We start from the raw sequence: 26,097 nt of genomic DNA, 5'->3' as shown, positions 1-26,097 counted from the left end.
GCTTCGAAGCGTCTTTTCGTTCCCGGTGGCACCTATGGTAAACTAATTCCTAACCTGGTTCGGCGATGAATGGTCTTTCCTGAGACAGAGAAGGAGGAAAAGATGTCCGTTCGCAATGCCGCAAAAATTTTTACCAGCGTCATGGCGGCAGCCAGCCTATCGCTCGCTCTGCTGATGCCTGGCCCCGCTTTCGCCGATGCCGGTTTCCGGCAATGGGTCGCCGGCTTCCGCGCCACCGCCGTGCAGAGCGGCGTTTCCGGCGCCCTCTACGACCAGGCCTTCAGGAACATCAGGGATATCGATCCCGTGGTGCTGGAAAAGGCGCGCACGCAGCCTGAATTCACGGCCCCTGCCTGGGACTATTTCGACAACCGCGTCCATGATCAGTCCGTCGCCGTCGGCCAGCAGATGGCCAGGAAATGGAAGCCGTGGCTGGATCGGATCGAGGCCAGGTTCGGCGTCGACCGTTACATCCTGCTGGCCATCTGGTCGATGGAATCGAATTATGGCGAGATCCTCAAGCGCGACGACATCATGCGCAACGTCGTGCGCTCGCTGGCGACCTTGGCCTACGCCGATCCGAAGCGGGCGAAATTCGCCCGCACACAGCTGATCGCCGCGCTGAAGATCCTGCAGACCGGCGACATCGACGAAAGCCATCTGAGCGGATCCTGGGCCGGCGCCATGGGCCACACCCAGTTCATCCCGACCAGCTATCTGCACTATGCCGTGGACATGGACGGCAATGGCAAGCGAGACATCTGGAATTCGATCCCCGATGCGCTGGCGACATCAGCCAATTTGTTGAAGAAGAATGGCTGGCAGGCCGGCAAGACCTGGGGCTATGAGGTCGCCTTGCCAGCCGGAAAACTTCCCGGCGGTTCCAAGACGCTGTCGCAGTGGCAGGCGCTCGGCGTCGCCAGGGCCAACGGCAAGCCGTTCAAGAACGGCTCCGACAAGGCGACGCTGAAGGTGCCGGACGGCCGCAGCGGGCCGGCCTTCCTGATGATCAAGAATTTCACGGTCATCAAGGCCTACAACAACGCCGACAAATATGCGCTGGCCGTCGGCCTTCTTGCCGACGAAATCGCCGGCTCGAGCGGTCTGGTGCAGGACTGGAAGCGGCCTTTCACCAAGCTTACTTTCGAGGAAAGGCAGGAGCTGCAGAAGCGGCTTTCCCAGCATGGCCTTTACGACGGCAAGTTCGACGGCAAGATCGGCGACGGCTCGAAGACTGCCATCATGGCCTTCCAGGCCAAGGCCGGCTTGACCCAGGACGGCTATCCGAGCATGGAAGTGCTGAAGTGGCTCCGGCAGAAATAGAGCCGCCTGCGGTGCCGCGCGGCCTTCCAGGCGCGCAAAAGACACTGTAGCAATCTGGTTGGCGCGGGCCTTGCCGCGCCAAGGGACGGAGGAAACGATTGGCTTCGGCTGCGCGCATCGCAGGGCTTGTTCGTCGCATGCCGGTGCTCGTCCTGGCCGTGGTCGTGCTTGCCGTCGGCGTGGCTGGCGCCTTTCATGCGCCGGCCATGGCGCAGGAGCAGCAAAACCGCGGCTGGTCGTTGCGCGACCTTTTGTTTCCGCGCCGCAGCGAGCGCATTGAGCCGCCCCTGGATATCCAGAAGCCGAGGCCGAGGCCCAAGGCGAAAAAACCCCGCGCCCCGCGCCCGCCCGCGGAACCGGAAATCCCGGTGGTCGACAAGGCGCCGGACGCGCGCACCGTCCTGGTGGTCGGCGACTTCATGGCGGCCGGCCTCGCCGAAGGCCTCGACACCGCTTTCGCAGAGAATGCCGGCGTCAGGATCGTCGTTCGCAGCAATGGCTCGTCCGGCTTCGTGCGCAATGATTTCTACAACTGGCCCGAACAGATCAAATCGCTGATCGAGACCGAAAAACCCGCCGCCGTGATCGTCATGCTGGGCTCCAACGACCGCCAGTCGATGAAGGTGGGCGACGTGCGCGAACAGCCACGCTCCGAGAACTGGACCAAGGAATATGAACGCAGAACCGACGCGCTGGGCAAAGCCATCGCCGCGGCCAAGGTCCCCTTCCTTTGGGTCGGCATGCCGGCGTTCCGGGTGCCGAAGATGACCTCGGATATGCTTGCCTTCAACGACATCTACCATCAGGCCGCAGAAAGCCATGGCGGCGAATTCGTCGATATCTGGGACGGCTTTGTCGACGAGAACGGCGCCTTCGTCACCAGCGGCCCCGACATCAACGGCCAGCCGGTGCGGCTGCGCGCCGATGACGGCATCAATATCTCGAAGGCGGGCAAGCGCAAGCTCGCCTTCTACACCGAAAAACCGCTGCTGAAGATCCTCGGCCTGACCGCGCCGGGAAGCATGATTACACCGTCCGCTCCGGCGGGCGCCCCTGTCGAGACGCCGGCGCCGGCCGCGCCCCCCATCGTCATCGACCGCACCGCGCCGATGCTGCTCAGCGATCCGGCACTCGACGGCGGCTCGGAGCTGCTTGGCGCGGCACCGCCGGCAAAGGCCAATCCGGACCTGCCCGGTGAAAAGCTGGTGGTCGAGGGCAAGGCACCGATTGCATCGCCCGGCCGCGCCGACGATTTCTCCTGGCCGCCGAAGGCCGCAGCCGCGACCGACACCACGACCGCGATCAATCGTTAGTGTCGCAGCGCGGCTCTGAGGCCGGGCTCAGCGCGGGAGAACGCTCGACCCCATCAACGCCTCGTCGATCGCGCGCGCAGCCTGGCGGCCCTCGCGGATCGCCCAGACGACCAGCGACTGGCCACGACGCACGTCGCCGGCCGCATAGAGCCTGTCGACGCTGGTCTTGTAGTCGCGGTCATTGGCCTCGACATTGCGCGAGCGGCGGCTGTCGGTGGCGATCTTCATCTCACCCTCCAATTCCCTCGCCACACCGGCCGCGGCCGGCCCGGCAAAGCCGATGGCGATGAAAGCGAGATCGGCACGAATGACGAATTCGGTACCGGCGATCGGCTTGCGCTTGTCGTCGACCTCGCAGCACTTGACGCCGGTCAGCTGGCCTTCCTCGCCGATGAATTCGAGCGTCGCCACTTGGAATTCGCGCTCGGCGCCTTCGGCCTGCGAGGACGAGGTGCGCATCTTCGTCGCCCAGTAGGGCCAGACCGAAAGCTTGTCTTCCTTCTCCGGCGGCTGTGGGCGGATGTCGAGCTGTGTGACGCGCACCGCGCCCTGGCGGAAGGCCGTGCCGACGCAGTCGGACGCGGTATCGCCGCCGCCGACGACGACGACATGCTGGCCGCCGGCGATGATGGGATGCGACGGCCACGCCACCGACTGGATCGGTTCGCCGCCGACCCGCCTGTTCTGCTGCACCAGATAGGGCATCGCGTCATGCACGCCGCCGAGATCGTCGCCGGGAATACCGGCCGCGCGCGGCGTTTCGGAACCGCCGCAATAGAGCACGGCATCATGTTCGGCGAGCAGTTCGGCGACCGGCTTGTCGACCCCGACATTGACGCCGCAATGGAAGGTCACGCCCTCGCCCTGCATCTGCTCGATGCGCCGGTCGATATAGTGCTTCTCGATCTTGAAGTCGGGAATACCGTAGCGCATCAGCCCGCCGGGCCGGCTTTCGCGCTCGTAGACATGGACGTCGTGACCGGCGCGGCCAAGCTGCTGGGCAGCCGCCATGCCGGCCGGGCCGGAGCCGATGACGGCGACCCGCTTGCCGGTCTTCTTCTCCGGCGGATAGGGCCTGATATGGCCGGTTTCATAGGCCTTGTCGGCAATCGCCTGCTCGACCGTCTTGATGGCGACGGGAATGTCCTCGAGGTTCAGCGTGCAGGCTTCCTCGCAAGGCGCCGGGCAGATGCGGCCGGTGAACTCCGGGAAATTGTTGGTCGAATGCAGGTTGCGGATCGCATTGTCCCAGTCGCCATTGTAGACGAGGTCGTTCCAGTCTGGAATCTGGTTGTGGATCGGGCAGCCGGTCGGCCCGTGGCAGAACGGAATGCCGCAATCCATGCAGCGCGCGGCCTGTTTCTCGACCTCCTTGTCAGACATCGGCAGCGTGAACTCGCGGAAATGCCGGATGCGGTCGGAGGCCGGCTGGTACTTGTGCACCTGCCGGTCGATTTCGAGAAAGCCTGTTACCTTGCCCATAGTCCAGTTCCTGCTGTCCAGATGGTGCGGTTTTCGCCGCACCCGTTAACCCCTTGAGGCAGCCATGGCAACCTTGCGCCGGAGGTCAAACTGTCGGTGAAGATGGGCCGGGAAGCCTTGGCTCCCCGGCCATTGCAAAGCCTATTCCGCCGCGACGCCCATGCGCATGCGTTCCATCTCGATCAGGGCGCGGCGGTATTCGACCGGCATGATCTTGCGGAACTTCGGCCGGAACGTCGCCCAGTCGTCGAGAATCTCGCGGCCACGCACCGACCCGGTGTAATGCACATGGTTCGAGATCAGCTGGTAGAGCCGCTCCTCGTCATGGCTGGTCATGTCGCCGGAGACGTCGACGCGGCCCTTGTGGTCGAGGTCGCCGCCATGGTGCAGCAGCCTTTCCATCAGATCGTCTTCTTCCGGAACCGGCTCCAGCTCGACCATCGCCATGTTGCAGCGCTCGGCGAAATCGCCCGCCTCGTCGAGCACGTAGGCGACGCCGCCAGACATGCCGGCGGCGAAGTTGCGGCCGGTCTTGCCGATGACGACGACGATGCCGCCAGTCATGTACTCGCAGCCATGATCGCCGACGCCTTCGACGACGGCGGCGACGCCCGAATTGCGCACGGCGAAACGCTCGCCGGCGACGCCGGCGAAATAGGCTTCGCCCTCGGTTGCGCCATAGAGCACCGTGTTGCCGACGATGATGGATTCAGCCGCGACGATCTTGGCCTCTTCCGGCGGCCGAATGACGATACGTCCGCCCGACAGGCCCTTGCCGACATAGTCGTTGCCGGCGCCGACAAGCTCGAACGAGATGCCGCGCGCCAGGAAGGCGCCAAAGGACTGGCCGGCAGTGCCGGTCAGCTTCACCTGGATCGTATCCTCGCGCAGGCCCTTGTGCTTGAAGCGCTTGGCCACTTCGCCCGACAGCATGGCGCCCGCGGAGCGGTCGACATTGCGGATATCGACCTCGATCTTGACCGGCAGCTTGCTCTCGAGCGCCGGCTTGGCCAGTTCGATCAGCTTGCGGTCGAGCACGTCGTCGATCGGGTGCTTCTGCCGCTCGGTCCAGTGCACCGCTTCATGCGGCGCATCCGGCTTGAAGAACATCTTCGAGAAATCGAGCCCGCGCGCCTTCCAGTGCACGATCAGGTCGCGCTTTTCCAGAAGATCGGTGTCGCCGATGATCTCGCCGAGATGGGTGTAGCCCATCTCGGCGAGCAGCTCCCTCACCTCTTCCGCGACGTAGAAGAAGAAGTTGATGACATGCTCGGGCGTGCCCTTGAAGCGCTTGCGCAGCACCGGATCCTGCGTCGCGACGCCGACCGGACAGGTGTTGAGATGGCATTTGCGCATCATGATGCAGCCGGCCGCGATCAGCGGTGCGGTCGAGAAGCCGAACTCGTCGGCGCCGAGCAGCGCGCCGATGATGACGTCGCGCCCTGTGCGCAAGCCACCATCGACCTGCAGCGCAACGCGCGACCGCAAGCCGTTCAGCACCAGCGTCTGGTGTGTCTCGGCAAGGCCCATTTCCCACGGGCTGCCGGCATGCTTGAGCGACGTCAGCGGCGAGGCACCGGTGCCGCCGTCATAGCCAGAGATGGTGATGTGGTCGGCGCGTGCCTTGGCGACGCCCGCCGCAACCGTGCCGACGCCGACTTCCGACACCAGCTTGACCGACACGTCGGCTGCCGGATTGACGTTCTTCAGGTCGTAGATCAGCTGTGCCAGATCCTCGATCGAATAGATGTCGTGATGCGGCGGCGGCGAGATCAGGCCGACGCCCGGCGTCGAATGCCGGACCTTGGCGATGGTGGCGTCGACCTTGTGGCCGGGCAGCTGACCGCCCTCGCCGGGCTTGGCACCCTGCGCCACCTTGATCTGCATCATGTCGGAGTTGACGAGGTATTCGGCCGTGACGCCGAAACGTCCCGAGGCGATCTGCTTGATCGCCGACCGTTCCGGGTTCTTGCCGCCGCCCGGCAGCGGCAGATAGCGGTCGGCCTCTTCGCCGCCCTCGCCGGTGTTCGACTTGCCGCCGATCTGGTTCATCGCGCGCGCCAGCGTCGTGTGCGCTTCGCGCGAGATCGAGCCGAACGACATCGCTCCGGTCGAGAACCGCTTGACGATGTCGGCCGCCGGCATGACGTCGTCGAGCGCCACCTTCTTGCGGCCGGTTTCCCCGGCCAGCTTGAGCTTGAACAGGCCGCGAATGGTCTGGGCGCGGGCCGTCTCGCTGTCGATCTGGGCGGAATAGTCCTTGAAGGTTTCCCACGATCCCTGGCGCACGGCGTGCTGCAAGGTGGCGACAGCATCGGGTGACCAGATATGCGCCTCGCCGCGCATGCGGAACATGTATTCGCCGCCGACCTCGAGGCTGTTGCGCAGCACGGGGTCGTTGCCGAAACCGTCATTGTGGCGGCTGAGCGTCTCGGCCGCGATCTCGTCCAGGCCGACGCCTTCGATCAGCGTCGCGGTGCCGGTGAAGTATTGCTGCACGAAATCGGTCTTCAGGCCGATGGCGTCGAAAATCTGCGCGCCGCAATAGGACTGGTAGGTCGAGATGCCCATCTTGGACATCACCTTGAGGATGCCCTTGCCGATCGACTTGATGTAGCGCGAGACGACTTCGTAGGCGTCCACTTCCTTCGGCAGTTCGCCGCGCTTGTGCATGTCGAGCAGCGTGTCGAAGGCGAGGTAGGGATTGATCGCCTCGGCGCCATAGCCGGCGAGGCAGCAGAAATGATGCACTTCGCGCGGCTCGCCGGATTCGACGACGAGGCCGACCGAGGTGCGCAGCCCCTTGCGGATCAGGTGATGATGGACCGCCGCCGTCGCCAGCAGCGCCGGGATGGCGATGCGGTCGGGCCCGACCTGGCGGTCGGACAGGATGATGATGTTGTAGCCGCCGGCAACCGCCGCCTCCGCCCGCTCGCACAACCGATCGATGGCGCCCTGCATGCCCGCGGCGCCTTCGGCGGAGCCATAGGTGATGTCGATCGTCTTGGTGTCGAAACGGTCCTCGGTGTGGCCGATGGAGCGGATCTTTTCGAGATCGCCATTGGTCAGGATCGGCTGGCGCACTTCGAGCCGCTTGCGGCGCGAATTGCCGACAAGGTCGAAGATGTTGGGCCGCGGCCCGATGAAGGACACCAGGCTCATCACCAGCTCCTCGCGGATCGGGTCGATCGGCGGGTTGGTGACCTGGGCGAAGTTCTGCTTGAAATAGGTGTAGAGCAGCTTCGACTTGTCCGACATCGCCGAGATCGGCGTGTCGGTGCCCATCGAGCCCACCGCTTCCTGGCCTGTCGTCGCCATAGGCGACATCAACAGCTTGGTGTCCTCCTGGCTGTAGCCGAATGCCTGCTGACGATCGAGCAGGCTGACATCCTTGCGCAACGCGCGCGGTTCGACCGGCTTCAGATCTTCGAGGATCAGCTGCGTGTTGGCGAGCCAGGTCTTGTAGGGATGCTTGGTCGCGATCTCCGACTTGAGCTCCTCGTCGGAGACGATGCGCCCCTTCTCCAGGTCGATCAGCAGCATGCGGCCAGGCTGCAGCCGCCACTTCTTGACGATCTTCTCCTCCGGCACCGGCAGCACGCCGGCTTCCGAGGCCATGATGACGCGGTCATCGTCGGTGACGATGTAGCGTGCCGGGCGCAAGCCATTGCGGTCGAGCGTGGCGCCGATCTGGCGGCCATCGGTGAAGACCACCGCCGCCGGTCCGTCCCACGGCTCCATCAATGCCGCATGGTATTCGTAGAAGGCCTTGCGATCGGCATCCATGAGCTTGTTGCCGGCCCAGGCTTCCGGGATCAGCATCATCATGGCATGGCTGAGCCTGTAGCCGCCCTGGAACAGGAACTCGAGCGCATTGTCGAAGCAGGCGGTGTCGGATTGGCCGTCATAGGAAATCGGCCACAGCTTCGAGATGTTGTTGCCGAACAGTTCGGAATCGACCGACGCCTGGCGCGCAGCCATCCAGTTGTTGTTGCCGCGCACGGTGTTGATCTCGCCATTGTGGGCGACCATGCGGTAGGGATGCGCCAGCTTCCATGACGGGAACGTGTTGGTCGAGAAGCGCTGGTGGACGAGGATCAGCGCGGTTTCGAAGCGCGGGTCCTTGAGGTCCTTGTAGTAGGCCCCGACCTGATAAGCCAGGAACATGCCCTTGTAGACGATGGTGCGCGCCGACAGCGACACGCAATAGGCGCCAACGTCCATGTTGTCGTTCTCGGCATAGATGCGGCCCGAGATGACCTTGCGCAGCAGATAGAGCCTGGCCTCGTATTCCTCGTCATCGGTAATGTCTGGCGTGCGGCCGATGAAGATCTGCCGATGGAACGGCTCGGATGCCACGATGTCGGGCGCCTTCGACAGCGACGAATTGTCGACGGGCACGTCACGGAAACCGATGAGCGGAAGTCCCTCGGATTGCGCCGATTCGGCAATGATGTCCTCGATATGGGCGCGAAGGGCCGCGTCCTGCGGCATGAACCAGTGTCCGACGCCGTACTGGCCCGCCGGCGGCAGCTCGATGCCCTGGGCTGCCATCTCCTCACGGAAGAACTGGTCGGGAAGCTGCACCAGTACGCCGGCGCCATCGCCGACCAGCGGATCGGCGCCGACGGCGCCGCGATGCGTCAGGTTTTCGAGCACAGCCAGCCCGTCCTCGACGATCTGATGCGACTTCACGCCCTTCATGTTGACGATGAAGCCGACGCCGCAGGCGTCATGCTCGTTGCGCGGATCGTAGAGGCCCTGGGCGGAAAATCCGTTGGCGCTTCGGCCAATATTGGATCGCAAGGTGGTTTTGACGGTTGCCGCTTTCGTCTGCGCGGCCTGGCCGTTCGTCGCAGAGTGCGTCATGTCCGTCATCTCCTGTCCTCCTTCCCAGCCATTCAGGCGCTGGTTTGCCTCGGCAAGCGCTTGGCTCACCCTGATCCTTGTGGCACGTCTTGCGAAATCCTGTCGAACCAGGCGGCTTTCCGCATGGATCGCATCTGGTAATCGTACAGGCCAGAGTCTGGCTGTCCACCTGTCGCTCGCGGCAACAGCCGGAGAGGCCCAAATGATACGCCAATCCAGCTCGTTTTGTGCGACAAAATAAGACAGCACTACTGTCCTAAATTTTTATGGCAGAAATCCCGGACGCACACAAGACCGATTTGCAAAAAAATTGGGGCATTCGCGACAGAAAATGTCGTGAAGTTGGGGAAAAACGTAAGCTTCAGTCGTCGGTCTGCGCTTGCCGGTTGGCTGGCTTTACTGTTTTTCCGGCGGCTGGCCCCTTGCGGTCCGCTCGCGAAACCGGTCAACTTCAGGCTGATTTCCCCACCCCCCCGTTCTCCCAAGACATAGGCAGATGCATGTTCTTCGCTTCCGACAATTGGGCAGGCGCCCACCCCAACATTGCCGCCGGCCTGTCGGCCAATGCCGGCGGCTTTTCCACCGCCTACGGCGACGGAGCGCTCGACCAGGCAGTCTACCAGCGCTTCAGCGAGATTTTCGAACGCGAGGTCGCGGTGTTCTTCGTCGCCACCGGCACGGCCGCCAACTCGCTGGCGCTGACCGCTTACAACAAGCCGGGCGGCATTTCCTTTGCTCATCGCGAATCGCATGTCATCGAGGACGAATGCGGCGCGCCGGTGTATTTTTCCGGCGGCTCACGCCTGCATGAGATCGATGGCGCGCTGGGCAAGATCGATCCGCACAATCTGGAAAGGACCATCGGCCGTTTCACACCGGAAATCGTCCATTGGGGACGGCCGATGGCCGTTTCGATCACCCAGTCGACCGAGGTCGGCACCATCTACGGCCTGGATGAGATCGAGACGATCGCGGCGATCGCCAAACGATATTCGGTGCCCTTGCACATGGACGGCGCCCGCTTTGCCAATGCGCTGGTCGCGCTCGACACGTCGCCAGCCGAAATGACCTGGAAACGCGGCGTCGACATCCTGTCCTTCGGCGGCACCAAGAATGGCTGCTGGTGCGCCGAAGCGATCGTGCTGTTCGATCTTGATCGTGCCAGGGAATTGGCGTTCCTGCGCAAGCGCGCCGCCCAGCTGTTTTCGAAATCGCGCTTCGTCGCGGCGCAGTTCGAGGCCTATTTCAAAGACGGATTGTGGCTGGACACCGCCCGCCACGCCAACGCCATGGCCGCACGCCTTGCCGCCGCGATCGAGGATTCGGCCACGGCAAAGCTGGCATGGCTGCCGCAGGCAAACGAGGTTTTCGCAGTAATCAAGAAAGCCGAAGCTGAAAAGCTGCAGGCAGCGGGTGCGGCGTTCTATGATTGGCACAAGCCGCACGGCTTTGACGGCCACATCAGCGAGGACGAGTTGCTGTATCGCTTCGTCACCAGCTTCGCGACGACGGCCGATGAGGTCGACCGTTTTGGCCAGCTGATCGCCTGATACCGAAATCCCCGACAACAAAAAAGCGGCGCCTTTCGGCGCCGCTTCCGTCTCGGGAGGAGACTTGTACTTTAGGCAGCGGTCTTGGCCTCGATCTGCTTGGCCTTGGCCGAAGATGCCGTAATCGCGATCTTGCGCGGCTTCAGCTCCTCGGGGATGTTGCGCTTGAGGTCGACGAACAGCAGGCCGTTCTTCAGCGAAGCACCGACAACTTCGACGTGGTCGGCAAGCTGGAAGCGGCGTTCGAAGGCTCTCGAGGCAATGCCGCGATAGAGCAGTTCAGAGCCTTCGCCGGTGCCCTCGTCCTTGCGCTCACCCTTCACGGTCAGCACGTTGCGATGGGCTTCGATCGAGATTTCCTCGTCAGAGAAGCCGGCAACCGCCATCGAGATCCGGTAGGAATCCTCACCGGTACGCTCGATGTTGTAGGGCGGGTAGGTCTGCGCGCCATCCGGCTGCGCAAGCGAATCGAGCATCGTGAACAGACGATCGAAGCCGACGGTCGAGCGATAGAGCGGGGAAAAATCAACGTGACGCATGAGGTGTTCTCCTGTTGAGCAACATGGTTTGCGTATGGCCGGTGCGAAACCCTTGAGCGGCGTTTCGGGTGGGCCAGCGGCCCCGACATTGGCGACCGCACGAGACATTTGGGGAGCGCTGGAAAGCATTTCAAGATTTCACCTGGCGGCAAAAGCCACGGCGGCCGGACCCTTGATGAACGGCAGATGAACCGGCACTTCGGCGCGCGTTCAGGCAGCCGGCGCTAAAGTCCATTCCAGGATCAAGGACTGGCGGCGCCGATTGCACAACAGGCACCGCAACGAGGCCGACCGGGTGTAACGTCCCTTCCTCCCGGATCGACAGAGGCCGGAAGCACGCTTTCAAGCGGCTTCCGGCCTTCCCTGTTGCAGCCCAGTCAGTCACCGGGAATTCCTTGGCTTTTGGCGCATGGGCGTCTATCACCATAGCGGAGCCGGCCAGCGCAGGCGGGCATGCGAGACGCCGAGCACGAAGCGCCGAATGACGGATCTTTTCACCGAAAACTCCCTTTTTCACGAAATCGAGGGCAATCCGCGGCCGGAAAACGCCGCCGGCGGCTTCTTCACCACGCGTGACCGCAAGAATATCCGCTACGGCCTGTTCGGCGCGGTCGCTCGCCCGATGAAGGGCACCGTGGTCCTGCTCACCGGCCGCAACGAGTGCATCGAGAAATATTTCGAAACCATCCGCAACCTTGCCGATCGTGGCTTTGGCGTCGCCACGCTCGACTGGCGCGGCCAGGGCGATTCAGACCGGCTGATCCGCGATCGCCAGCGCGGCTACGTCAGCAGCTTCCGCGACTACACCGCCGACCTCGAACAGTTCTTCGAGGAGATCGTGCTGCCCGATTGCCGCGGACCCTACTACATCCTGGCCCATTCGGCAGGCGCATTGATCACCCTGCTGGCCGCGCCGTCGATGGTGAACCGCGTCCGGCGCATGGTGCTGATCGCGCCTTTCCTGACGCTGCCCGACCTGCCGGTCTCGATCTCGACGGTTCGCCGCGTCTGTTCCCTGTTCTGCGCTCTCGGCCTCGGCCGGCTCTATGCCGCCTGGGGTCCGCGGCCGAGGGTAACGGCCCCTTTCGAGACCAACAAGCTGACATCGGACCCGGAACGCTATCGGCGCAACACACGGATCTATGAAGAATACCCGCAACTGGCGCTTGGCGGGCCGACGATCCGTTGGCTGCGGGCAGCCGCAAAAGCTTCGGAAGCCGTCAGCGACCCCGACTTCATGGCCCGGATCCAAGTCCCGCTGCTGATCATCGCCGCCGGCGGCGACCAGGTCGTCTCGACCAGGGCTGTCGAAGCGTACGCCAGGCGTCTGCGGCTCGGTTCATTGCTGATGATAGACGGCTCCCGCCACGAAATCCTGCAGGAAGCAGATCTGTACCGCGAGCAGTTGCTCGCCGCCTTCGACGCTTTCATTCCCGGCAGCGACGACCCCACGGCCTGACGGCCGCCGGTCGCTGGTCAGCCGCGCAAGGCAGCCATGGCAGCTGCGTGGAGTTCCGGCGTTGCAGCCGCCAGGACATCGCCGCCCTTCTCCGCCGGCCCGCCATCGAATGTGGTGACCACACCGCCTGCCTTCTCGATGATCGGGATCAGCGCCACGATGTCGTATGGCTTCAGACCGGGATCGGCGACGATATCGACGCTTCCCGAAGCGATCATGGCGAAGGCATAGCAATCGGCGCCATAGCGGGCGAGTTGGATCTGTCTTTCGAATGCATCGTAACGGTTGCGCGCTTCGCCCTTGAATAGCGCCGGCGTGGTAGTGAACAGCGTCGCCTGGTCCAACTTCGTCGTCTTGCGGGTCGTCAGTTTTCGCGGCCCGCCCGGCCCCTCATAGTGCGAACCTGAGGCGTTGGCGTAGAACAGCTCGCCGGTGAAGGGTTGCGCCATCATGCCGGCAACGGCGTCACCGTCGACCGTCAGCCCGACCAGCGTGCCCCACACCGGCAGGCCGGAAATAAAGGCGCGCGTGCCGTCGATCGGGTCGATCACCCAGACATGCCGGCTCGAAATGTTCTCGCTGCCATGCTCCTCGCCAAGAATGCCATGGTCGGGATACTCGGCAGAGATCAACGCCCGGATAGCGCGCTCGGCCTCGCGATCGGCCTCGGTGACCGGATCGAAACTGCCCTGTTCCTTGTTGGCGACCGCGCCTTGGGCACGAAAGCGCGGCAAGGTCTCCGCCGCTGCCACCTGCGCGATGCGGCGCATGAAATCGACACTGATGTCCAACTGATTCTCCCGCACTGCAGCATGTCCGAGCCGTGCTCTGCCGCCAATTTCGTACCAAAACAAGTGTGTTCGACGACTTCTCCGCGACGGCATCTGTTGCCCGGATGTCACATAAGCGTCGTCGAAACGCAATTTCCACATCAGAGTGAATTAAAAAAGCCTGAAGGTCGCTTGACATTTGTGCAACGCACAATACCCTTGACCTCGGACAGGGTTTCCTGTCCATGCCCTCCTTGGGCGTTTCCTCCCTAGACTTCGACCGTATCGTGCAAACGATGCGGTCTTTTTTTACGCCGCGATTTCACTCCGCGGCCAGCGGCAGGTCGATGAAATGATGGTCGGGCATCGACATCAGGTCGGCTGAGAACCGCGTCAGATCGTCGGCCAGCGCATCGAAGCCGGCGGCCTTCTCGAATGTCCGTTCGTTCATGTAGAGCCCGCGATTGACCTCGATCTGCAGCGCATGCAGATGGCGCGCCGGGCGGCCGTAATGCTCGGTGATGAAGCCGCCGGCATAGGGTTTGTTGTGGGCAACCGAATAGCCCATGGCGCTGAGCAGGCCGATCGCGGTCTCGGTCAGGGCGGCGGTTGCCGAGATGCCGAAACGGTCGCCGATGATGAAGTCGGGCCGCAGCCCGCTGTCGCCGACACGGATGCTCGCCGGCATCGAATGACAGTCGATCAGCACGGCAAAACCGAACCGCGCATGGGTCCGGGTCAAAAGCCGCTTCAGCGTCTCGTGATAGGGCTTGTAGACGGTTTCGATCCGGGCAACGGCTTCCGACAGCGGCAGGCGGCCGGAATAGATGTCGAGCCCCTCGCCGACCAGCTTCGGCACCGTGCCAAGCCCACCCGCCACCCGCGCCGAGCGGATGTTGCAGAAGGACGGCACTGGCTCGGCGAACATGCGAGGATCGAGCTCCCACGGCTCGCGATTGACGTCGAGATAGGCCCTCGGAAAATTCGCCGCCAGCAGCGGCGCGCCGAGCGCCACGGCACCGCCGAACAGCTCATCGACGTAACAGTCTTCCGACCGGCGGATGGCGTTGCGGTCCAGCCTTGCCATGGCCAGGAACCGTTCGGGATAGTAGCGGCCGCTATGCGGCGAATTGAAGAGGAAGGGGACGCGCTGCTCGGCGCCCGACCGGATTTCGAAGGGTGGAAAGACCGAAAAATCCTCGGCTGCCGTCTTCAATTTGAACGAACCCGAAAACACCAGTGCATCATGATGTGAAAGTGCCACCTTGCAGGCCGCGTGTCCAGCATTTCAGCGGCGGCACACCCCCGGCAAATATGGATCATCGCCGTCCGCGTTCACTTGATGTTTACCCTCACCTCCTCATATACAGGATGGTTAACGGGTTTGCCCAACGGCAATCTCGGGCGGGTGATTCGGACAGGATATCATGGCACGCATTCTTCTGGCGGAAGACGACGACGATATGCGTCGGTTCCTCGTCAAGGCGCTGGAGCGCGCCGGTTACCAGGTCAGCGATTTCGACAATGGCGCCAGCGCCTATGAGCGGCTGCGCGAAGAACCGTTCTCGCTGCTGCTGACCGACATCGTCATGCCGGAGATGGACGGCATCGAGCTGGCGCGCCGCGCCACCGAGATCGATCCCGATCTGAAAGTCATGTTCATCACCGGTTTCGCCGCTGTTGCGTTGAACCCGGATTCCAAGGCGCCGAAAGACGCCAAGGTGCTGTCGAAGCCATTCCATCTGCGCGACCTCGTCAACGAGGTGGAGAAGATGCTGCAGGCGGCCTGAGCCGTTTTCTAGGCGAGGCGCCGCACCTCTTCGCCACTGCGGCGAGACGACGCCTTCTTTCCTTTTTCCTGCTATTGACGCGCTGGATCAAAAATGGTGTATGCGCGGCTTCGGATGGGCGTGTAGCTCAGCGGGAGAGCACTGCATTGACATTGCAGGGGTCACAGGTTCAATCCCTGTCACGCCCACCATCCAACCAGACAAATCAGACTTGGATCGACATGCTGGCCGGCTCGCCAGACAAGGCGCGTGGGCATGACGCGCGGGATGAGCAGCGTCGAGGTGGTGGCGGAAGAACGCCTCACTTTGGATAAGCAGGGCACAGCGTGGCACAGGGCCGTCCAGGGCGCGCGTTACACAGAGGTGGACGGTTTCGGTGCCTCAAGGGGAGGCTGGACGTTGGCGAGCTTTCGAGCGCAACGCGCCCGTCCCAGCGCTGACCGGAACGGGCGACACGCAATCAGATCATTGCGGCGCTGGATCAGGCGTATTTCCCGGCCTGTCGCCGCCGCCCTTGCCTTCGCGGCAAGGCTCGCCGATGCCGCAGCATTTGCCGTTATAGGTGACGCCAGGCTTCAGCTTGTCGCATTCCCTGGGAGCGGTTGTCTTGCAGCCGGCCAGCACCGAAACGGCGATGGCGGCCAAAAAGACGTTTCTCGAGACAGTAAACATAAGACGTTCTCCTTGATGAACCATGTTTGGACACATCACTTGGTCGCGCCTCGGGTGAATTGGTTCACAAAAATAGTGATGGCGGCGAAAACAACCCTCACGGTTGTTCGACAGAGGACACTCCTGGGCAGGCGCAGCAATCGCGTGGCGACGTGTCGGCGACGGCGAACACGCCCACGATGACGATGGCGGCCGATGCGGCGTCCTAGATGAATTGCGTGGTCATCTGGTCTAGAATCCAGCCAAAGCCCTGGTGATGCCGACAAGATGGCAACGAAGATCACGGCGGCAATAAGCTGAGCACGGTGTTCCTGGACCTGGGGCGGGAACGCAGCACTGATTTGGGTTGAAGGTAAGCGGGCCTTGCGGCATGCGTTGCGGGACAAGGTGAAGTGAGGATTTTATGCGGGGCGTCGCGATTCTTACAGAGGGAAGAAGCGGTTCGAACTGGCTGGGAAGCCTGACGAACGCAACTGGCCTGATGGGACGGTCGGAGGAATGGCTTGATCCGGCCTATCTACGCTTCGATCCCCGCACCTATGATGATCTTGAAAAAGCGGCCATCGAGAAAGCGGCGACCGACAACGGGCGGTTTGCGATCAAGTTGTTTCCGCGCCATCTGGCCTGGTGTAAGGAGAAATTCGGAAAGGATTTTCTATTCGAGATACGAAGAAAACACGGCTTGGAATTCATTTTGTTGGAACGTCGCGACCGAATTCAGCAAGCTATTTCGTTCTACCGAGCTAGGATGTCTGGGGTGTGGACGAGCCGGCACGAAGGGAAAGTCAATCCGCGCTCTGTTCCTTATAGCTTCGCCGACATCAGCCAAGCGTATTTCCAGATTGATCGAAGCTATGCGTTCTGGAGGTCCTACCTACAACTTGCGGGGCTGGATTGTCGTCAATTCGTCTACGAAGATTTGCAGCAAGACCCACGGCCCTATCTGGAAGCTGTGGCGGATTATATGGGCGTCCAGGTCCCGGAAGACACCGCCAATTCGAGATTCACTATTCAACGGGACAGCCTCACGGAAGAATGGATAGTGCGCTTTCGTGAGGACGCAGCGGCCAAGGGCGCCATTGAGGGCATCGGGGAGATGGCGGTGCCAAGAACGCTCGACAATATCGCCCGCTTTGCCCTGAAACGGCCCCTGATCCGAAAGCGCTTCTAGAGGCAGGTACTTTCTTCGGGGAAATTCGATGATCGTTGCAGCTGGCTCGGTTCCAGCGCTCAATGCCCCGGCTCTTCCTCCAGAACACCTGGAGTAAATCGCGCTGGTCAACCTTCTGCCTGCGGTATGAGCATGGATAGAAATGCTCTCTTCCGGGATATCCTGGCCGCCGTGCAGCTTGCTGGGAACGGCGGGCCAGGGGTCAGATAGTTTCGTCATGTCGCTCGAACCTGCCATTGCGGCAAAAAGTTCCGGAACCATCCTTCAAGCTGATGGAATCGCGGATCGCGTGTGCAGGATCGGCATTTCCCGGCTGTTCGCCGAGGTAGAGCGGTTCACATTTAGATTGACTTCTAGCCTGCACCTGGCGCAACGCCGCATGTAGTGCTTGAAGTTGGCGAAGGGTGGTTTCTCGATTGGGTTGAGGTCCGAACTATAGGGGGCAGGAAGGAGAGCCTCGCGGAGCCAGCCTACTGGTCATCGTCATCGTTATTGTCTGGATTGTCGACCAAACATCCCGCGCCGTGACACCCTTGGTAATTGCCTTGAGTGTCGAAATTCGGATTGCCGTCCTTGTCGTAACTCGGCCTTGGATCGATGTAGCTGTCGTCCTTTCGACGCGCTTCCTTGCGATCCTTGTCTCTCTGTTCTTGCGCGGCCATGCGATCCAATGAGCGCTGCTCATCTTCTGAACGTTGTGAGGTCTGTTGCATCATGCAGTCGGCAAACCTGTTGGTTCCTGGCCTGTAGCCGTAAGACGCGCACTGTTGCTGATCCATTGCGCGCTGATCCTCAGCGCTGACGCAACCGGCAACCGCCAACGGCACAAGCGCGATCAGCACATATCTCATCTTGAATTTCGGCATTTTGTCACTCCAGATTATTCTGATGGCACCGGGCAAGAGAGGTCACCCTCCTGGCAGTTCAGGTAGGCCTTCAACTGCCTGGTGCGGGCCTTGGTCAGGTCAGCCTGACAAGCAGCGGCAACCATCGGCGCCGCGGAGCCACCATCGTCACCGCTGGATTGAAACGTGCATTCGGCGTTGCGGAACGCAATCCACGCTCTCTGCGCTTTCACGAACCGTGCCTTGCCGTCGGAATCATCCGTAAGCCGCTTCTGGATTTGCTTGAAGGTCTGGTTCAATGCCTGATCGGCTCTTTTGAAGTCCGAAGCTGGATCGGCCAGAGCCGCGGTGGCGGCGAACGACAGCATGGCGACCGCAGCAAGTAGAAAACGCATGATTGTATCCCCCTCATGAAAACAACCACAAGTAAGCACGCATAGGAGCAGCCGGCAAGGCCTGGAAAACCGTATAGTAAGCAAAGGGTTGTCGGGTTCAACAATGCAGGACGGGCGAGGCTAGGGCCGTGAGGTGATATGCGGGGAGTGGCAGATAACTCATGCATTCGATGCAATGGCGGTCGAATGCGGCCGCCACAAGCTGACCATGTTTGGACACATCGCTTGGTCGCGCGCCGGGAGGATTGGTTCCAAGAAAATTGCGATCACCGGCGCATCTTTTGCGAGCTTGCCTTTGCGTGAAGGCGAATCGCCGATGCCGGGGCATTTGCCATGCTATGTGGTTTTCGGATTTGATTTATCGCATTGTCCTGTCGGCGTTGCCTGGCAACCTGCCGTCACTTATGCAGCAGAACGTAACAGGACATTCGCAACGTTACATGCGAGAGACGTTTTCCATGATTGATCGTGTCGCACAATTCAGGGCTTGGTCGCCTCACGCTCAGAAATGGTCCAGAGTCGAAGTCGGAATGATTGGCGAAACCGCGCGCATCCCCGAGGCGGTGATCGGGATCCGGTCTCCCTGCGTGCCGTCATGAGTTCACAGTCCGGTAGGACAAAACTATCGTCCTGGCCGAAGATATATCGCGAACTGAACCGTGTGCGCACGCAATTGCGGTCGCCGTGGTCGACATTGGGCAACGCGCTCATTTCCGCAAAGCAGAATGCTGAATACCGGCGCGGACTCGGCAAGCGGATCGAGGCCGCCCGCGAGACTTACACGGCGTCGCCGATCTCGCAGATTGCCGACAGCTTCATGCTCGTCCGGATCATCGGCAATGATCTGGAACCGCGACACCGCAAGGGCCAGTCATTCGACAACGTGCTGTTCATTCTGGACAACGAACCGGTCTTCGACGCCTGCGAAAAATTCTGGATCGTCAATCGAATAGTCGACACCGACGAGGAAGCCCGGATCATCGGCCTGCTCGAAAGCCGCCGCCAGAATTTTCATACAATCCCCTTCGAACTCGATCAGTACCGGAAGATATCCTGGGACGTCGACCAGCTTGTTGCCGGCGACCTCCGATTCTCAGAGAAGGGCCGGGCGAGCGGACAGTCCGCGCGTTACGAAACGCACATCCGCCGCAGCAAGAACCTCTATGTGATGAACAACAATGGGGCTCGCAACGCCGCGCTCGCGATTGCCCGCGACAGGGCAAAATGGCTGATGCCCTGGGACGGGAACTGCTACCTGACAGACTCTGCGTTCCAGCGGATACGGTCCGCGATCGAGAAAAACCCGCACCTTCCCTACGCTGTGGTGCCCATGGCGCGCATTGTCGACAATGCGCTTCTGCTGGACCAGAGCTTCCAGCCGCCGGCCGAGGAGGAGCCGCAGATCATATTTCGAGCCGATACCACGCAACTGTTCGACGAAAACTATGGTTACGGAAGGCGGCCAAAAATCGAGATGCTGTGGCGGTTGGCAGTTCCTGGCCCCTGGGACCGCTACCGCGACGACGCCTGGGATTTTCCACGCCCGGTCCGGGCGGCGGATGCCGGGCTGCTCCAGAAAGCGGGCTGGGTGGCGCGCCTGGATTCAGGGCGTTCGCATCTGGAGATCGGCAAGGCCGGCTTCGTCGCGCGTCTGGTCAGCCGCGATCAGGCGATCGTCGATATGGTCGATCAATGTGACGCCAAGGCAGTCGCCGCTCGGCTTGATACCTCCCGCCTGGCCTTTTATGACGAAGACGCCCTGGCCCACGCGGTGAAGGACGGGCCCATCCTGCACCATCTCGAAACCGCGGCCGGACAGGCACTCGCCCGCGGTCCGTTCAGCGTGCTCGACAAGACTGGCCTAGCCCCCAGCGGGGATCCCCAGGACTATTTTCACCCCGCGCCTTACTGGTGGCCCGCCCCCGACAGACCCGACGGCCTGCCCTATATCCGGCGCGATGGCGAACGCGTGCCCGGCACGGCATTGTATGCAGCAGGAAGCGAAACCTACGATCGCACACGCTTACAGCGCGTCTTCGACGACACAACCGTGCTTGCGCTCGCCGCAACCGTGCTTGATGGGCATCATTATGCCGTCCACGCCGCCAGGCTCATTCGCGCATGGTTTATCGATCCCAGGACAAGAATGAACCCGCATTTGCGCTATGCGCAGGTGCGGTCGGGCCACGACAACAATGAAGGGTCCGGCCACGGCATCATCGAGCTGAAGGATTTCTATTTCTTCCTGGATGCCGTACGCCTGCTCGAGCGAACAGGAGTACTGGGCGACGAGGATCGCGAGGCGTTCAGAGCCTGGCTCGGTTCCTACTGCGAATGGCTGGACACCGCGCCGGCAGCCGCGACGGCCTTCTGCAGCAGCAGCAACCAAGGAACATATTACGATTTGCAGCGGGCATCGATCGCCACGTTTCTTGGCGATAGCGCCACCCTGGCCAAGATCAGCCTCTATGCTCGGGAGAGACTAGCAACCCAGATCGCAGCCGATGGCTCCTTGCCCAGGGAACTGTCCCGCACGCGCCCCAGGCACTACGCCATGTTTACCTTGCAAGGCTGGACGTCGCTGGCCCGTGTCCTGTCTTCGGTCGGTGACAATCTCTGGCAACACAAGACAGCCGAGGGACTGGGACTGGTCCAGGCGCTGCACTGGCTTGTTGCGCACGAGAACAAGCCACACACCATGTCGGCCGAAACTGTCGATCCGGATCGGCTTGGGCCGCTGCTTCTCGACCTGACGCACCATGATCCCGCAGGAATGCCACCTGCCGATCTGGGAAGGGCGACCAAGCCCATTTTTCATCCAGACGAGGCAATCGCGCCTTTTTGGCTGTGGCGGAGACGTTAGCGACGCCCGGCATTCCTGGCCTGTCACGTCGATGATGAGAACCACTTTCCGCGCTTCAAACGCCCGCGACGGTGCAAAGGCTCTTCATCCTGGTGACCGCCAGTTCCGGATCGGCCAGCAATCCGGCCTGGTCGGCAAGGCGGAACACGTCGGCATAGTGACGGATGCCGCGCGCCGACTGCATGCCGCCGACCATCGCAAAATGATCCTGATGGCCATTCAGCCAGGCCATGAAGACGATGCCGGCCTTGTAATACTCGGTCGGCGCCTCGAAGATCTTTCGCGACAGCGGCACGGTTGGTGCCATCAACGCGTCAAAGCCGGCGCGGTCGCCTTCCGCCAGTTTCGCCAGCGCCGCGTTGGCGACCGGCGCGATGGCGTCGAAAATACCGAGCAATGCGTGCGAGTGCCTTTTCTCGTCGCCGGCGATCAGTTCGGGATAATTGAAATCGTCGCCGGTGAACATGACGACGCCGTCCGGCAGACGGTTCCTCAGCGCGACCTCCTTGCCGGCATCGAGCAGTGAGATTTTTATCCCCTCCACCTTGCCGACGTGGCGTTCGATGATGGCAACGACTGTATCGAGAGCGACCTCGAAATTCTCGCTGCCCCAATAGCCCCTGAGCGCCGGATCGAACATGTCGCCCAGCCAGTGCAGGATGACCTTGCCGGAGGACTGCGACAGGATGCGGTCATAGACGCTGACATAGTCGTCCGACCCTTTGGCAACTGCCGCCAACGCCCGGCTGGCCATCATAATCGCCTTGCCGCCGAGCCCTTCGATAAAAGCGAACTGCTCTTCATAGGCCTTGATGACGTCATCGATTGTTTTGGCGGCGGCGGGCGCCAGATGGTCGGTGCCGGCGCCCGAGGCGAGATCGGCGCCATCGACCGTGCGCGCCTCGGCGATCGAGCGGCGGATCAATTCCTGCGCGTTTGCCCAGTCGAAACCCATGCCGCGCTGCGACGTGTCCATCGCTTCGGCGATGCGGAAGCCCAGCCGCCACAGATGGTGACGGAACGCCATCGTCCTCTCCCAGTCGACCACCGGTCTGGACCACGGATCGGTCATGGCGAGCGGATCGGCAACGACGTGCGCGGCGGCATAGGCGATACGCGAAAATCGCGCGCCGATGTCAGGCTGCACGGGCTCGCCGACCAGCGTGTACCGGGTGCTGCCGACACCCTCACCAGGCAAGGAAATGTCCATCCATCGCTCCCTTCGCAACGTACTAAATGGAACGTTCCAATAAATCAAGGGCCTTTAAAATTCGAACTCCCTGCAGGATGAAATGCTGCATTGCAACAAGAAAGCCTTATGGAGCATGCCATTTGAGTACACACAATCGACGTTCGAGGCGCGGGAAAAATCCCGATTGACTCACGAGCGGAGCAGAGATTAGAACGTTCCAATAGTTTTGGGCCTGCAGTCGGGAGGATGCATCTGGATGGCCAACCGGGCCAAGGCGACGATATTCGACATCGCCCGCGAAGCGGGCGTGTCCAAATCGACGGTATCGCTCGTGCTCCAGGGCAGCGGACTGATCCGGCCCGAAACAGCGAGCAAGGTGCGCAAGGCGATCGAGGATGTCGGTTACGTCTACAACCGCGGCGCCGCCAATCTGCGCAAGGCGCACTCCAACGTCATCGGCATGGTCATCAACGATCTCACCAATCCTTTCTTCGCGGAGCTGGCGGTTGGCATGGAGCGGGTCTTCCAGTCGGCCGGCATCGTGCCGTTCATCGCCAACACGGCGGAAAATCCGGTGCGCCAGGAAGAAGTGCTGAAGTCGCTGATGGAGCAAGGCGTCGCCGGCCTCATCGTGTCGCCGGCTCGCGGCACGACGCCGGGCGCCTTCAGGCGGATCGAGACGGCAGGTCTGCCGGTGGTCTTCGCCATGCGCCGGCTTCCCGAGAGCCGCATTCCGGTCATCGCGCCCGACAATCATCGCGGCGCCTATCTCGCCACCGCTCATCTGATCGGCAAGGGACATCGCCGGCTGGTCTTCTTCGGCGGCTCGTCCGATCTCGTCGTCTATCACGAGCGGCTTGGCGGATTTCGCGAAGCCTGCGAGACGCAGGGCATCTCCGACCGCGACACTCTGGTCGTCGAGGGAGAGACCAGCCGCAGAGGTGGTATCGCATGCCTCGAAACTGCTCTCGCAATGGCTGAACCGCCGACCGCGGCACTCTGCTTCAACGACGCCGTCGCCTTTGGCGCCATGCTGGCGCTGCGCAAGCGCGGGCTTGAGCCGGGAGTTGATTTCGCCATCGTCGGCTTCGACGATGTGGCCGAGGCCGAGCATTACATGCCGGCTCTGACCAGCGTCGCGGTGGACTCGGCGGGCCTCGGCGAACGCGCCGCCCATGTCATGTTGAAAATGATCCAGTCGCGCACCACACGGGCCGAAGACCATATCGGCGCGGTCAATCTGGTGGTCAGGGAAAGCTGCGGCCCGGATCGCCGCATTCGAAACAGGGCGGCCGGTTCGGGAGGCGCTGCATGAGCGTCAAATGGAGCTTGATCGGCGCCAGCACGATCGTCAGGCAGTTCATGATCAACGCCATCCGCGCGCAAGGCGAGGACAGCATCTGGTCATCGGCGTCAGTCGAAGCAGCATTGCAAACCGCGAAATCAGGCAAGGCGGTCGCAACCGACCCTGAATTCGGGAGTATGAATTGAGCAAGGTGGTCTCCGCGGCGCAGGCAGCCGGCCTGGTCAAGGACGGCATGGTCGTGTCGGTGTCCTCGTCGAGCGGCCTCGGCTGCCCCGATGCGGTGCTCGCCGCGATCGGCGAACGCTTCGACGCAGAAGGCCATCCGAAGAACATCACCACGCTGCACCCGATCGCAGCCGGCGACATGTATGGCATCAAAGGCATCGACCATCTGGCCAAGCCGGGACTGCTGAAGCGTACCTTGTGCGGCTCCTACCCGTCCGGCCCCTCCTCTTCCGAACCGCCGCAGATCTGGAAGATGATCGGCGACAATTCGGTCGCCGCCTACAACGTGCCGTCCGGCATCCTGTTCGATATGCACCGCGAAGCCGCGGCCAAGCGGCCGGGCGTGCTGACCAAAGTCGGTCTCGACACCTTCGCCGACCCGCGCCACCAGGGCTGCGCCATGAACGCCGCCGCCAGCGAGCCGATCGTTTCGGTGCAGCAGTTCGACGGCGAGGAATGGCTCTATTTCCGCTCTATCGTGCCGCAGGTGTCGATCATCCGCGCCACGTCGGCCGACGAGCGCGGCAACCTCACCTATGAGCATGAGGGCGCCTATCTCGGCGGACTGGAACAGGCGCTCGCCGCCCGCAACAATGGCGGCATCGTCATCGCGCAGGTCAAGCGCGTCGTCGAGAACGGCACGCTGAAACCGCATGACGTGCGCGTGCCCGGCGTTCTGGTCGACCATATCGTCGTCGCGCCCGACCAATTGCAGACGACGCTGACACCCTACGACCCGGCGATCTCCGGAGAGATCTTCCGGCCGCTGTCGAGCTTCCGCACGCCGGAGATGAACGTGCAGAAGGTGATCGCGCGCCGCGTCGCCATGGAGTTGCGCGACGGCATGGCCGTCAACATCGGGTTCGGCATTTCCGCCAATGTGCCGCGCATCCTTCTCGAGGAAGGCCAGCACGGCAAAATTACCTGGGTGATCGAACAGGGCGCGGTCGGCGGCGTGCCGCTGCTCGACTTCAAATTCGGCTGCTCATCGAACGCCGACGCCTTCATGCCCTCGCCGCACCAGTTCATCTATTTCCAGGCCGGCGGCTTCGACGCCTCGCTGCTGTCCTTCCTGCAGATCGATCGACACGGCTCTGTGAATGTTTCGAAGCTTTCGGCGCGGCCGCATGTCACCGCCGGCGCCGGCGGCTTTGTCGACATCACCGCACGGGCGAAGAAGATCGTCTTCTCCGGCTTCTTCAATGCCGGCGCCAAGCTGTCTTTGGCCGATGGCGGCATCCGCATCGACCACGAGGGCAAGGTCAAGAAGGTGGTCAACGAAGTCGAGCACATCTCGTTTTCGGGCAAGCGCGCGGTGGCGCGGGGACAGGACATCACCTATGTCACCGAACGCTGCGTGATGAAGCTGACGCCGGAGGGCTTGGTCGTTACAGAACTCGCACCCGGCATCGATCTGCAGCGGGATGTGCTGGCCCAGTCGGAAATTCCGTTGGCCGTTGCCAAGGACCTCAAGACGACACCGGCAGCCCTCTATCAGGAGCAACCGATAGGCCTGTCGCTGAATGGCGGCGCCTCGCTCGGAGGCGCGCGTGGCTGAGCCTCTCGTCACCTTCGAGCAGGATGGCGCCATCGGTACCATCACGCTGCGCCGGCCGGAGAAATTCAACGCACTGGACATTCCGATGCTGCGGGCGCTAGAGACGGCGCTCGACGAGGCCGAGATGGCCGAGGGCGTCCGCGTCGTGCTGCTGCGCGGCGAAGGCAAGGGCTTTTGCGCCGGTGGCGATGTCGAAGCCTGGGCGCAGATGAGTGCCGCCGATTTCCAGGTGCAGTGGGTGCGCTACGGCCACCGCGTCTTCGACCGCTTGGCGCGGCTGCGGCAGCCGACAATCGCCGTCCTGTCCGGCCATGCGCTGGGCGGCGGCCTGGAACTGGCTGCGGCTTGCGACTTGCGCGTGGCGGAAACACAAGTGAAATTAGGCTTCCCGGAAACCTCGATTGGCGTCGTGCCCGGCTGGTCCGGTACGCAGCGCGCCGTGCGCCGCTTCGGCGCGCAGACGGTGCGCCGCATGGCGCTGGGCGGCGAGATCTTTCTCGCCCCCGAGGCACTCGCCCTGGGCATCGTCGACCGGGTGGTCGCAACTGGCAACGCACACGAAGAAGCAAAGGCGTGGGCGGAAAAGATCGCCGAGCGCGGCCCGCTGGCGACGGAAGCCGCCAAGCTGATGATCGCGGTCGCCGAAGGCGAGGAAAGTGCCGCCGCCACCGAAGCGCTGGCCAGCGGCTTCATCGCCCTGACCGGCGATCTGAAGGCCGGCGTCGATGCCTTCAAGGCCAAGCAGAAGCCGGCCTTTTCGAGATCCTAGAGCAAA

At 62.4% G+C, this 26,097-nt stretch carries 21 protein-coding genes and 1 tRNA gene; 13 read left to right on the top strand and 9 right to left on the bottom strand.

Annotated elements, in window-relative coordinates; genetic code table 11:
• Nucleotides 1–102: 102 nt before the first annotated feature.
• Together A9K65_RS09825 and A9K65_RS09820 are read left to right on the top strand one after the other, a co-directional pair.
• Entirely contained in the window at nucleotides 103–1,323 is a 1,221-nt protein-coding gene (locus A9K65_RS09825) for a lytic murein transglycosylase (protein ID WP_013529721.1), read from the top strand.
• Between the two features lie 98 nt (nucleotides 1,324–1,421).
• Nucleotides 1,422–2,636 (top strand): DUF459 domain-containing protein, encoded by a 1,215-nt coding sequence (locus tag A9K65_RS09820; RefSeq protein ID WP_064995617.1) that lies wholly within the window; start codon nucleotides 1,422–1,424, stop codon nucleotides 2,634–2,636.
• Nucleotides 2,637–2,663: 27 nt separating this feature from the next.
• Here the strand turns inward: A9K65_RS09820 and A9K65_RS09815 are convergent, their stop codons facing one another.
• Both A9K65_RS09815 and gltB read right to left on the bottom strand, forming a co-directional pair.
• A complete protein-coding gene (locus tag A9K65_RS09815; protein WP_013529719.1) occupies nucleotides 2,664–4,118 on the bottom strand; it encodes a glutamate synthase subunit beta in 1,455 nt (484 codons plus the stop codon).
• Nucleotides 4,119–4,259: 141 nt separating this feature from the next.
• A complete protein-coding gene (gene gltB / locus A9K65_RS09810; protein ID WP_064995667.1) occupies nucleotides 4,260–8,996 on the bottom strand; it encodes a glutamate synthase large subunit in 4,737 nt (1,578 codons plus the stop codon).
• A gap of 491 nt (nucleotides 8,997–9,487) precedes the next feature.
• Here gltB and A9K65_RS09805 point away from each other — a divergent pair, with 491 nt between their 5' ends.
• Complete coding sequence (locus A9K65_RS09805; RefSeq protein WP_064995616.1) at nucleotides 9,488–10,537, top strand: low specificity L-threonine aldolase; 1,050 nt, start codon at nucleotides 9,488–9,490, stop codon at nucleotides 10,535–10,537.
• Between the two features lie 71 nt (nucleotides 10,538–10,608).
• Here the strand turns inward: A9K65_RS09805 and A9K65_RS09800 are convergent, their stop codons facing one another.
• Complete coding sequence (locus A9K65_RS09800) at nucleotides 10,609–11,076, bottom strand: Hsp20 family protein (RefSeq protein ID WP_013529716.1); 468 nt, start codon at nucleotides 11,074–11,076, stop codon at nucleotides 10,609–10,611.
• Nucleotides 11,077–11,557: 481 nt separating this feature from the next.
• On the opposite strand from A9K65_RS09800, the gene A9K65_RS09795 reads away from it, so the two are divergent.
• Entirely contained in the window at nucleotides 11,558–12,535 is a 978-nt protein-coding gene (locus tag A9K65_RS09795) for an alpha/beta hydrolase (RefSeq protein WP_064995666.1), read from the top strand.
• 17 nt (nucleotides 12,536–12,552) lie between these two features.
• On the opposite strand, the gene hisN is transcribed toward A9K65_RS09795, so the two are convergent.
• Both hisN and A9K65_RS09785 read right to left on the bottom strand, forming a co-directional pair.
• Nucleotides 12,553–13,326 carry a histidinol-phosphatase gene (gene hisN, locus A9K65_RS09790; RefSeq protein WP_024502739.1) on the bottom strand — a complete coding sequence of 258 codons (774 nt, stop codon included), beginning with the start codon at nucleotides 13,324–13,326 and terminating at the stop codon, nucleotides 12,553–12,555.
• A gap of 301 nt (nucleotides 13,327–13,627) precedes the next feature.
• The gene (locus A9K65_RS09785) at nucleotides 13,628–14,569 is read right to left on the bottom strand and encodes an N-formylglutamate amidohydrolase (protein ID WP_013529713.1); all 942 of its coding nucleotides are present in this window, start codon (nucleotides 14,567–14,569) and stop codon (nucleotides 13,628–13,630) included.
• 163 nt (nucleotides 14,570–14,732) lie between these two features.
• Between A9K65_RS09785 and A9K65_RS09780 the strand changes: the two genes are divergently transcribed.
• Together A9K65_RS09780 and A9K65_RS09775 are read left to right on the top strand one after the other, a co-directional pair.
• Complete coding sequence (locus tag A9K65_RS09780; RefSeq protein ID WP_006199474.1) at nucleotides 14,733–15,095, top strand: response regulator; 363 nt, start codon at nucleotides 14,733–14,735, stop codon at nucleotides 15,093–15,095.
• A 116-nt stretch (nucleotides 15,096–15,211) separates the two neighbouring features.
• Nucleotides 15,212–15,286, top strand: a tRNA-Val gene (locus A9K65_RS09775).
• A 274-nt stretch (nucleotides 15,287–15,560) separates the two neighbouring features.
• Here the strand turns inward: A9K65_RS09775 and A9K65_RS09770 are convergent.
• Nucleotides 15,561–15,767, bottom strand: coding sequence for a hypothetical protein (locus A9K65_RS09770; protein ID WP_013529712.1), 207 nt, complete (start codon nucleotides 15,765–15,767; stop codon nucleotides 15,561–15,563).
• A gap of 403 nt (nucleotides 15,768–16,170) precedes the next feature.
• On the opposite strand from A9K65_RS09770, the gene A9K65_RS09765 reads away from it, so the two are divergent.
• A complete protein-coding gene (locus tag A9K65_RS09765) occupies nucleotides 16,171–16,938 on the top strand; it encodes a Stf0 family sulfotransferase (RefSeq protein WP_064995615.1) in 768 nt (255 codons plus the stop codon).
• A 470-nt stretch (nucleotides 16,939–17,408) separates the two neighbouring features.
• Here the strand turns inward: A9K65_RS09765 and A9K65_RS09755 are convergent, their stop codons facing one another.
• Both A9K65_RS09755 and A9K65_RS09750 read right to left on the bottom strand, forming a co-directional pair.
• On the bottom strand, nucleotides 17,409–17,804 hold the full coding sequence (locus A9K65_RS09755) for a hypothetical protein (RefSeq protein WP_064995613.1): 396 nt from the start codon (nucleotides 17,802–17,804) through the stop codon (nucleotides 17,409–17,411).
• A 14-nt stretch (nucleotides 17,805–17,818) separates the two neighbouring features.
• Nucleotides 17,819–18,178 carry a lysozyme inhibitor LprI family protein gene (locus A9K65_RS09750; protein ID WP_024502741.1) on the bottom strand — a complete coding sequence of 120 codons (360 nt, stop codon included), beginning with the start codon at nucleotides 18,176–18,178 and terminating at the stop codon, nucleotides 17,819–17,821.
• 175 nt (nucleotides 18,179–18,353) lie between these two features.
• Here A9K65_RS09750 and A9K65_RS35120 point away from each other — a divergent pair, with 175 nt between their 5' ends.
• Together A9K65_RS35120 and A9K65_RS09740 are read left to right on the top strand one after the other, a co-directional pair.
• On the top strand, nucleotides 18,354–18,644 hold the full coding sequence (locus A9K65_RS35120) for a hypothetical protein (RefSeq protein ID WP_127219021.1): 291 nt from the start codon (nucleotides 18,354–18,356) through the stop codon (nucleotides 18,642–18,644).
• A gap of 228 nt (nucleotides 18,645–18,872) precedes the next feature.
• On the top strand, nucleotides 18,873–21,041 hold the full coding sequence (locus tag A9K65_RS09740) for an alginate lyase family protein (RefSeq protein ID WP_245322016.1): 2,169 nt from the start codon (nucleotides 18,873–18,875) through the stop codon (nucleotides 21,039–21,041).
• Nucleotides 21,042–21,096: 55 nt separating this feature from the next.
• On the opposite strand, the gene A9K65_RS09735 is transcribed toward A9K65_RS09740, so the two are convergent.
• The gene (locus A9K65_RS09735; RefSeq protein WP_064995611.1) at nucleotides 21,097–22,251 is read right to left on the bottom strand and encodes a dihydrodipicolinate synthase family protein; all 1,155 of its coding nucleotides are present in this window, start codon (nucleotides 22,249–22,251) and stop codon (nucleotides 21,097–21,099) included.
• Between the two features lie 238 nt (nucleotides 22,252–22,489).
• Here A9K65_RS09735 and A9K65_RS09730 point away from each other — a divergent pair, with 238 nt between their 5' ends.
• From A9K65_RS09730 to A9K65_RS09715, 4 genes are read left to right on the top strand one after another with little or no spacing between them, the layout of a single operon-like run.
• Nucleotides 22,490–23,548, top strand: coding sequence for a LacI family DNA-binding transcriptional regulator (locus A9K65_RS09730; protein WP_013529706.1), 1,059 nt, complete (start codon nucleotides 22,490–22,492; stop codon nucleotides 23,546–23,548).
• Entirely contained in the window at nucleotides 23,545–23,724 is a 180-nt protein-coding gene (locus A9K65_RS09725; RefSeq protein ID WP_064995610.1) for a hypothetical protein, read from the top strand. Before A9K65_RS09730 ends, A9K65_RS09725 begins: the two co-directional genes overlap by 4 nt.
• The gene (locus tag A9K65_RS09720; RefSeq protein ID WP_064995609.1) at nucleotides 23,721–25,322 is read left to right on the top strand and encodes an acyl CoA:acetate/3-ketoacid CoA transferase; all 1,602 of its coding nucleotides are present in this window, start codon (nucleotides 23,721–23,723) and stop codon (nucleotides 25,320–25,322) included. The genes A9K65_RS09725 and A9K65_RS09720 overlap by 4 nt, the downstream gene beginning before the upstream one ends.
• Nucleotides 25,315–26,091, top strand: a complete 777-nt coding sequence (locus A9K65_RS09715; RefSeq protein WP_064995665.1) for an enoyl-CoA hydratase/isomerase family protein — start codon at nucleotides 25,315–25,317, stop codon at nucleotides 26,089–26,091. Before A9K65_RS09720 ends, A9K65_RS09715 begins: the two co-directional genes overlap by 8 nt.
• The last annotated feature ends 6 nt before the right edge of the window (nucleotides 26,092–26,097 follow it).

It is taken from the genome of Mesorhizobium sp. WSM1497, assembly GCF_001672455.2.
Taxonomy (GTDB): domain Bacteria; phylum Pseudomonadota; class Alphaproteobacteria; order Rhizobiales; family Rhizobiaceae; genus Mesorhizobium; species Mesorhizobium ciceri.
The sequence above is the reverse complement of the archived record's forward strand: the minus strand, read 5'-3'. Positions and strand labels throughout refer to the sequence as shown.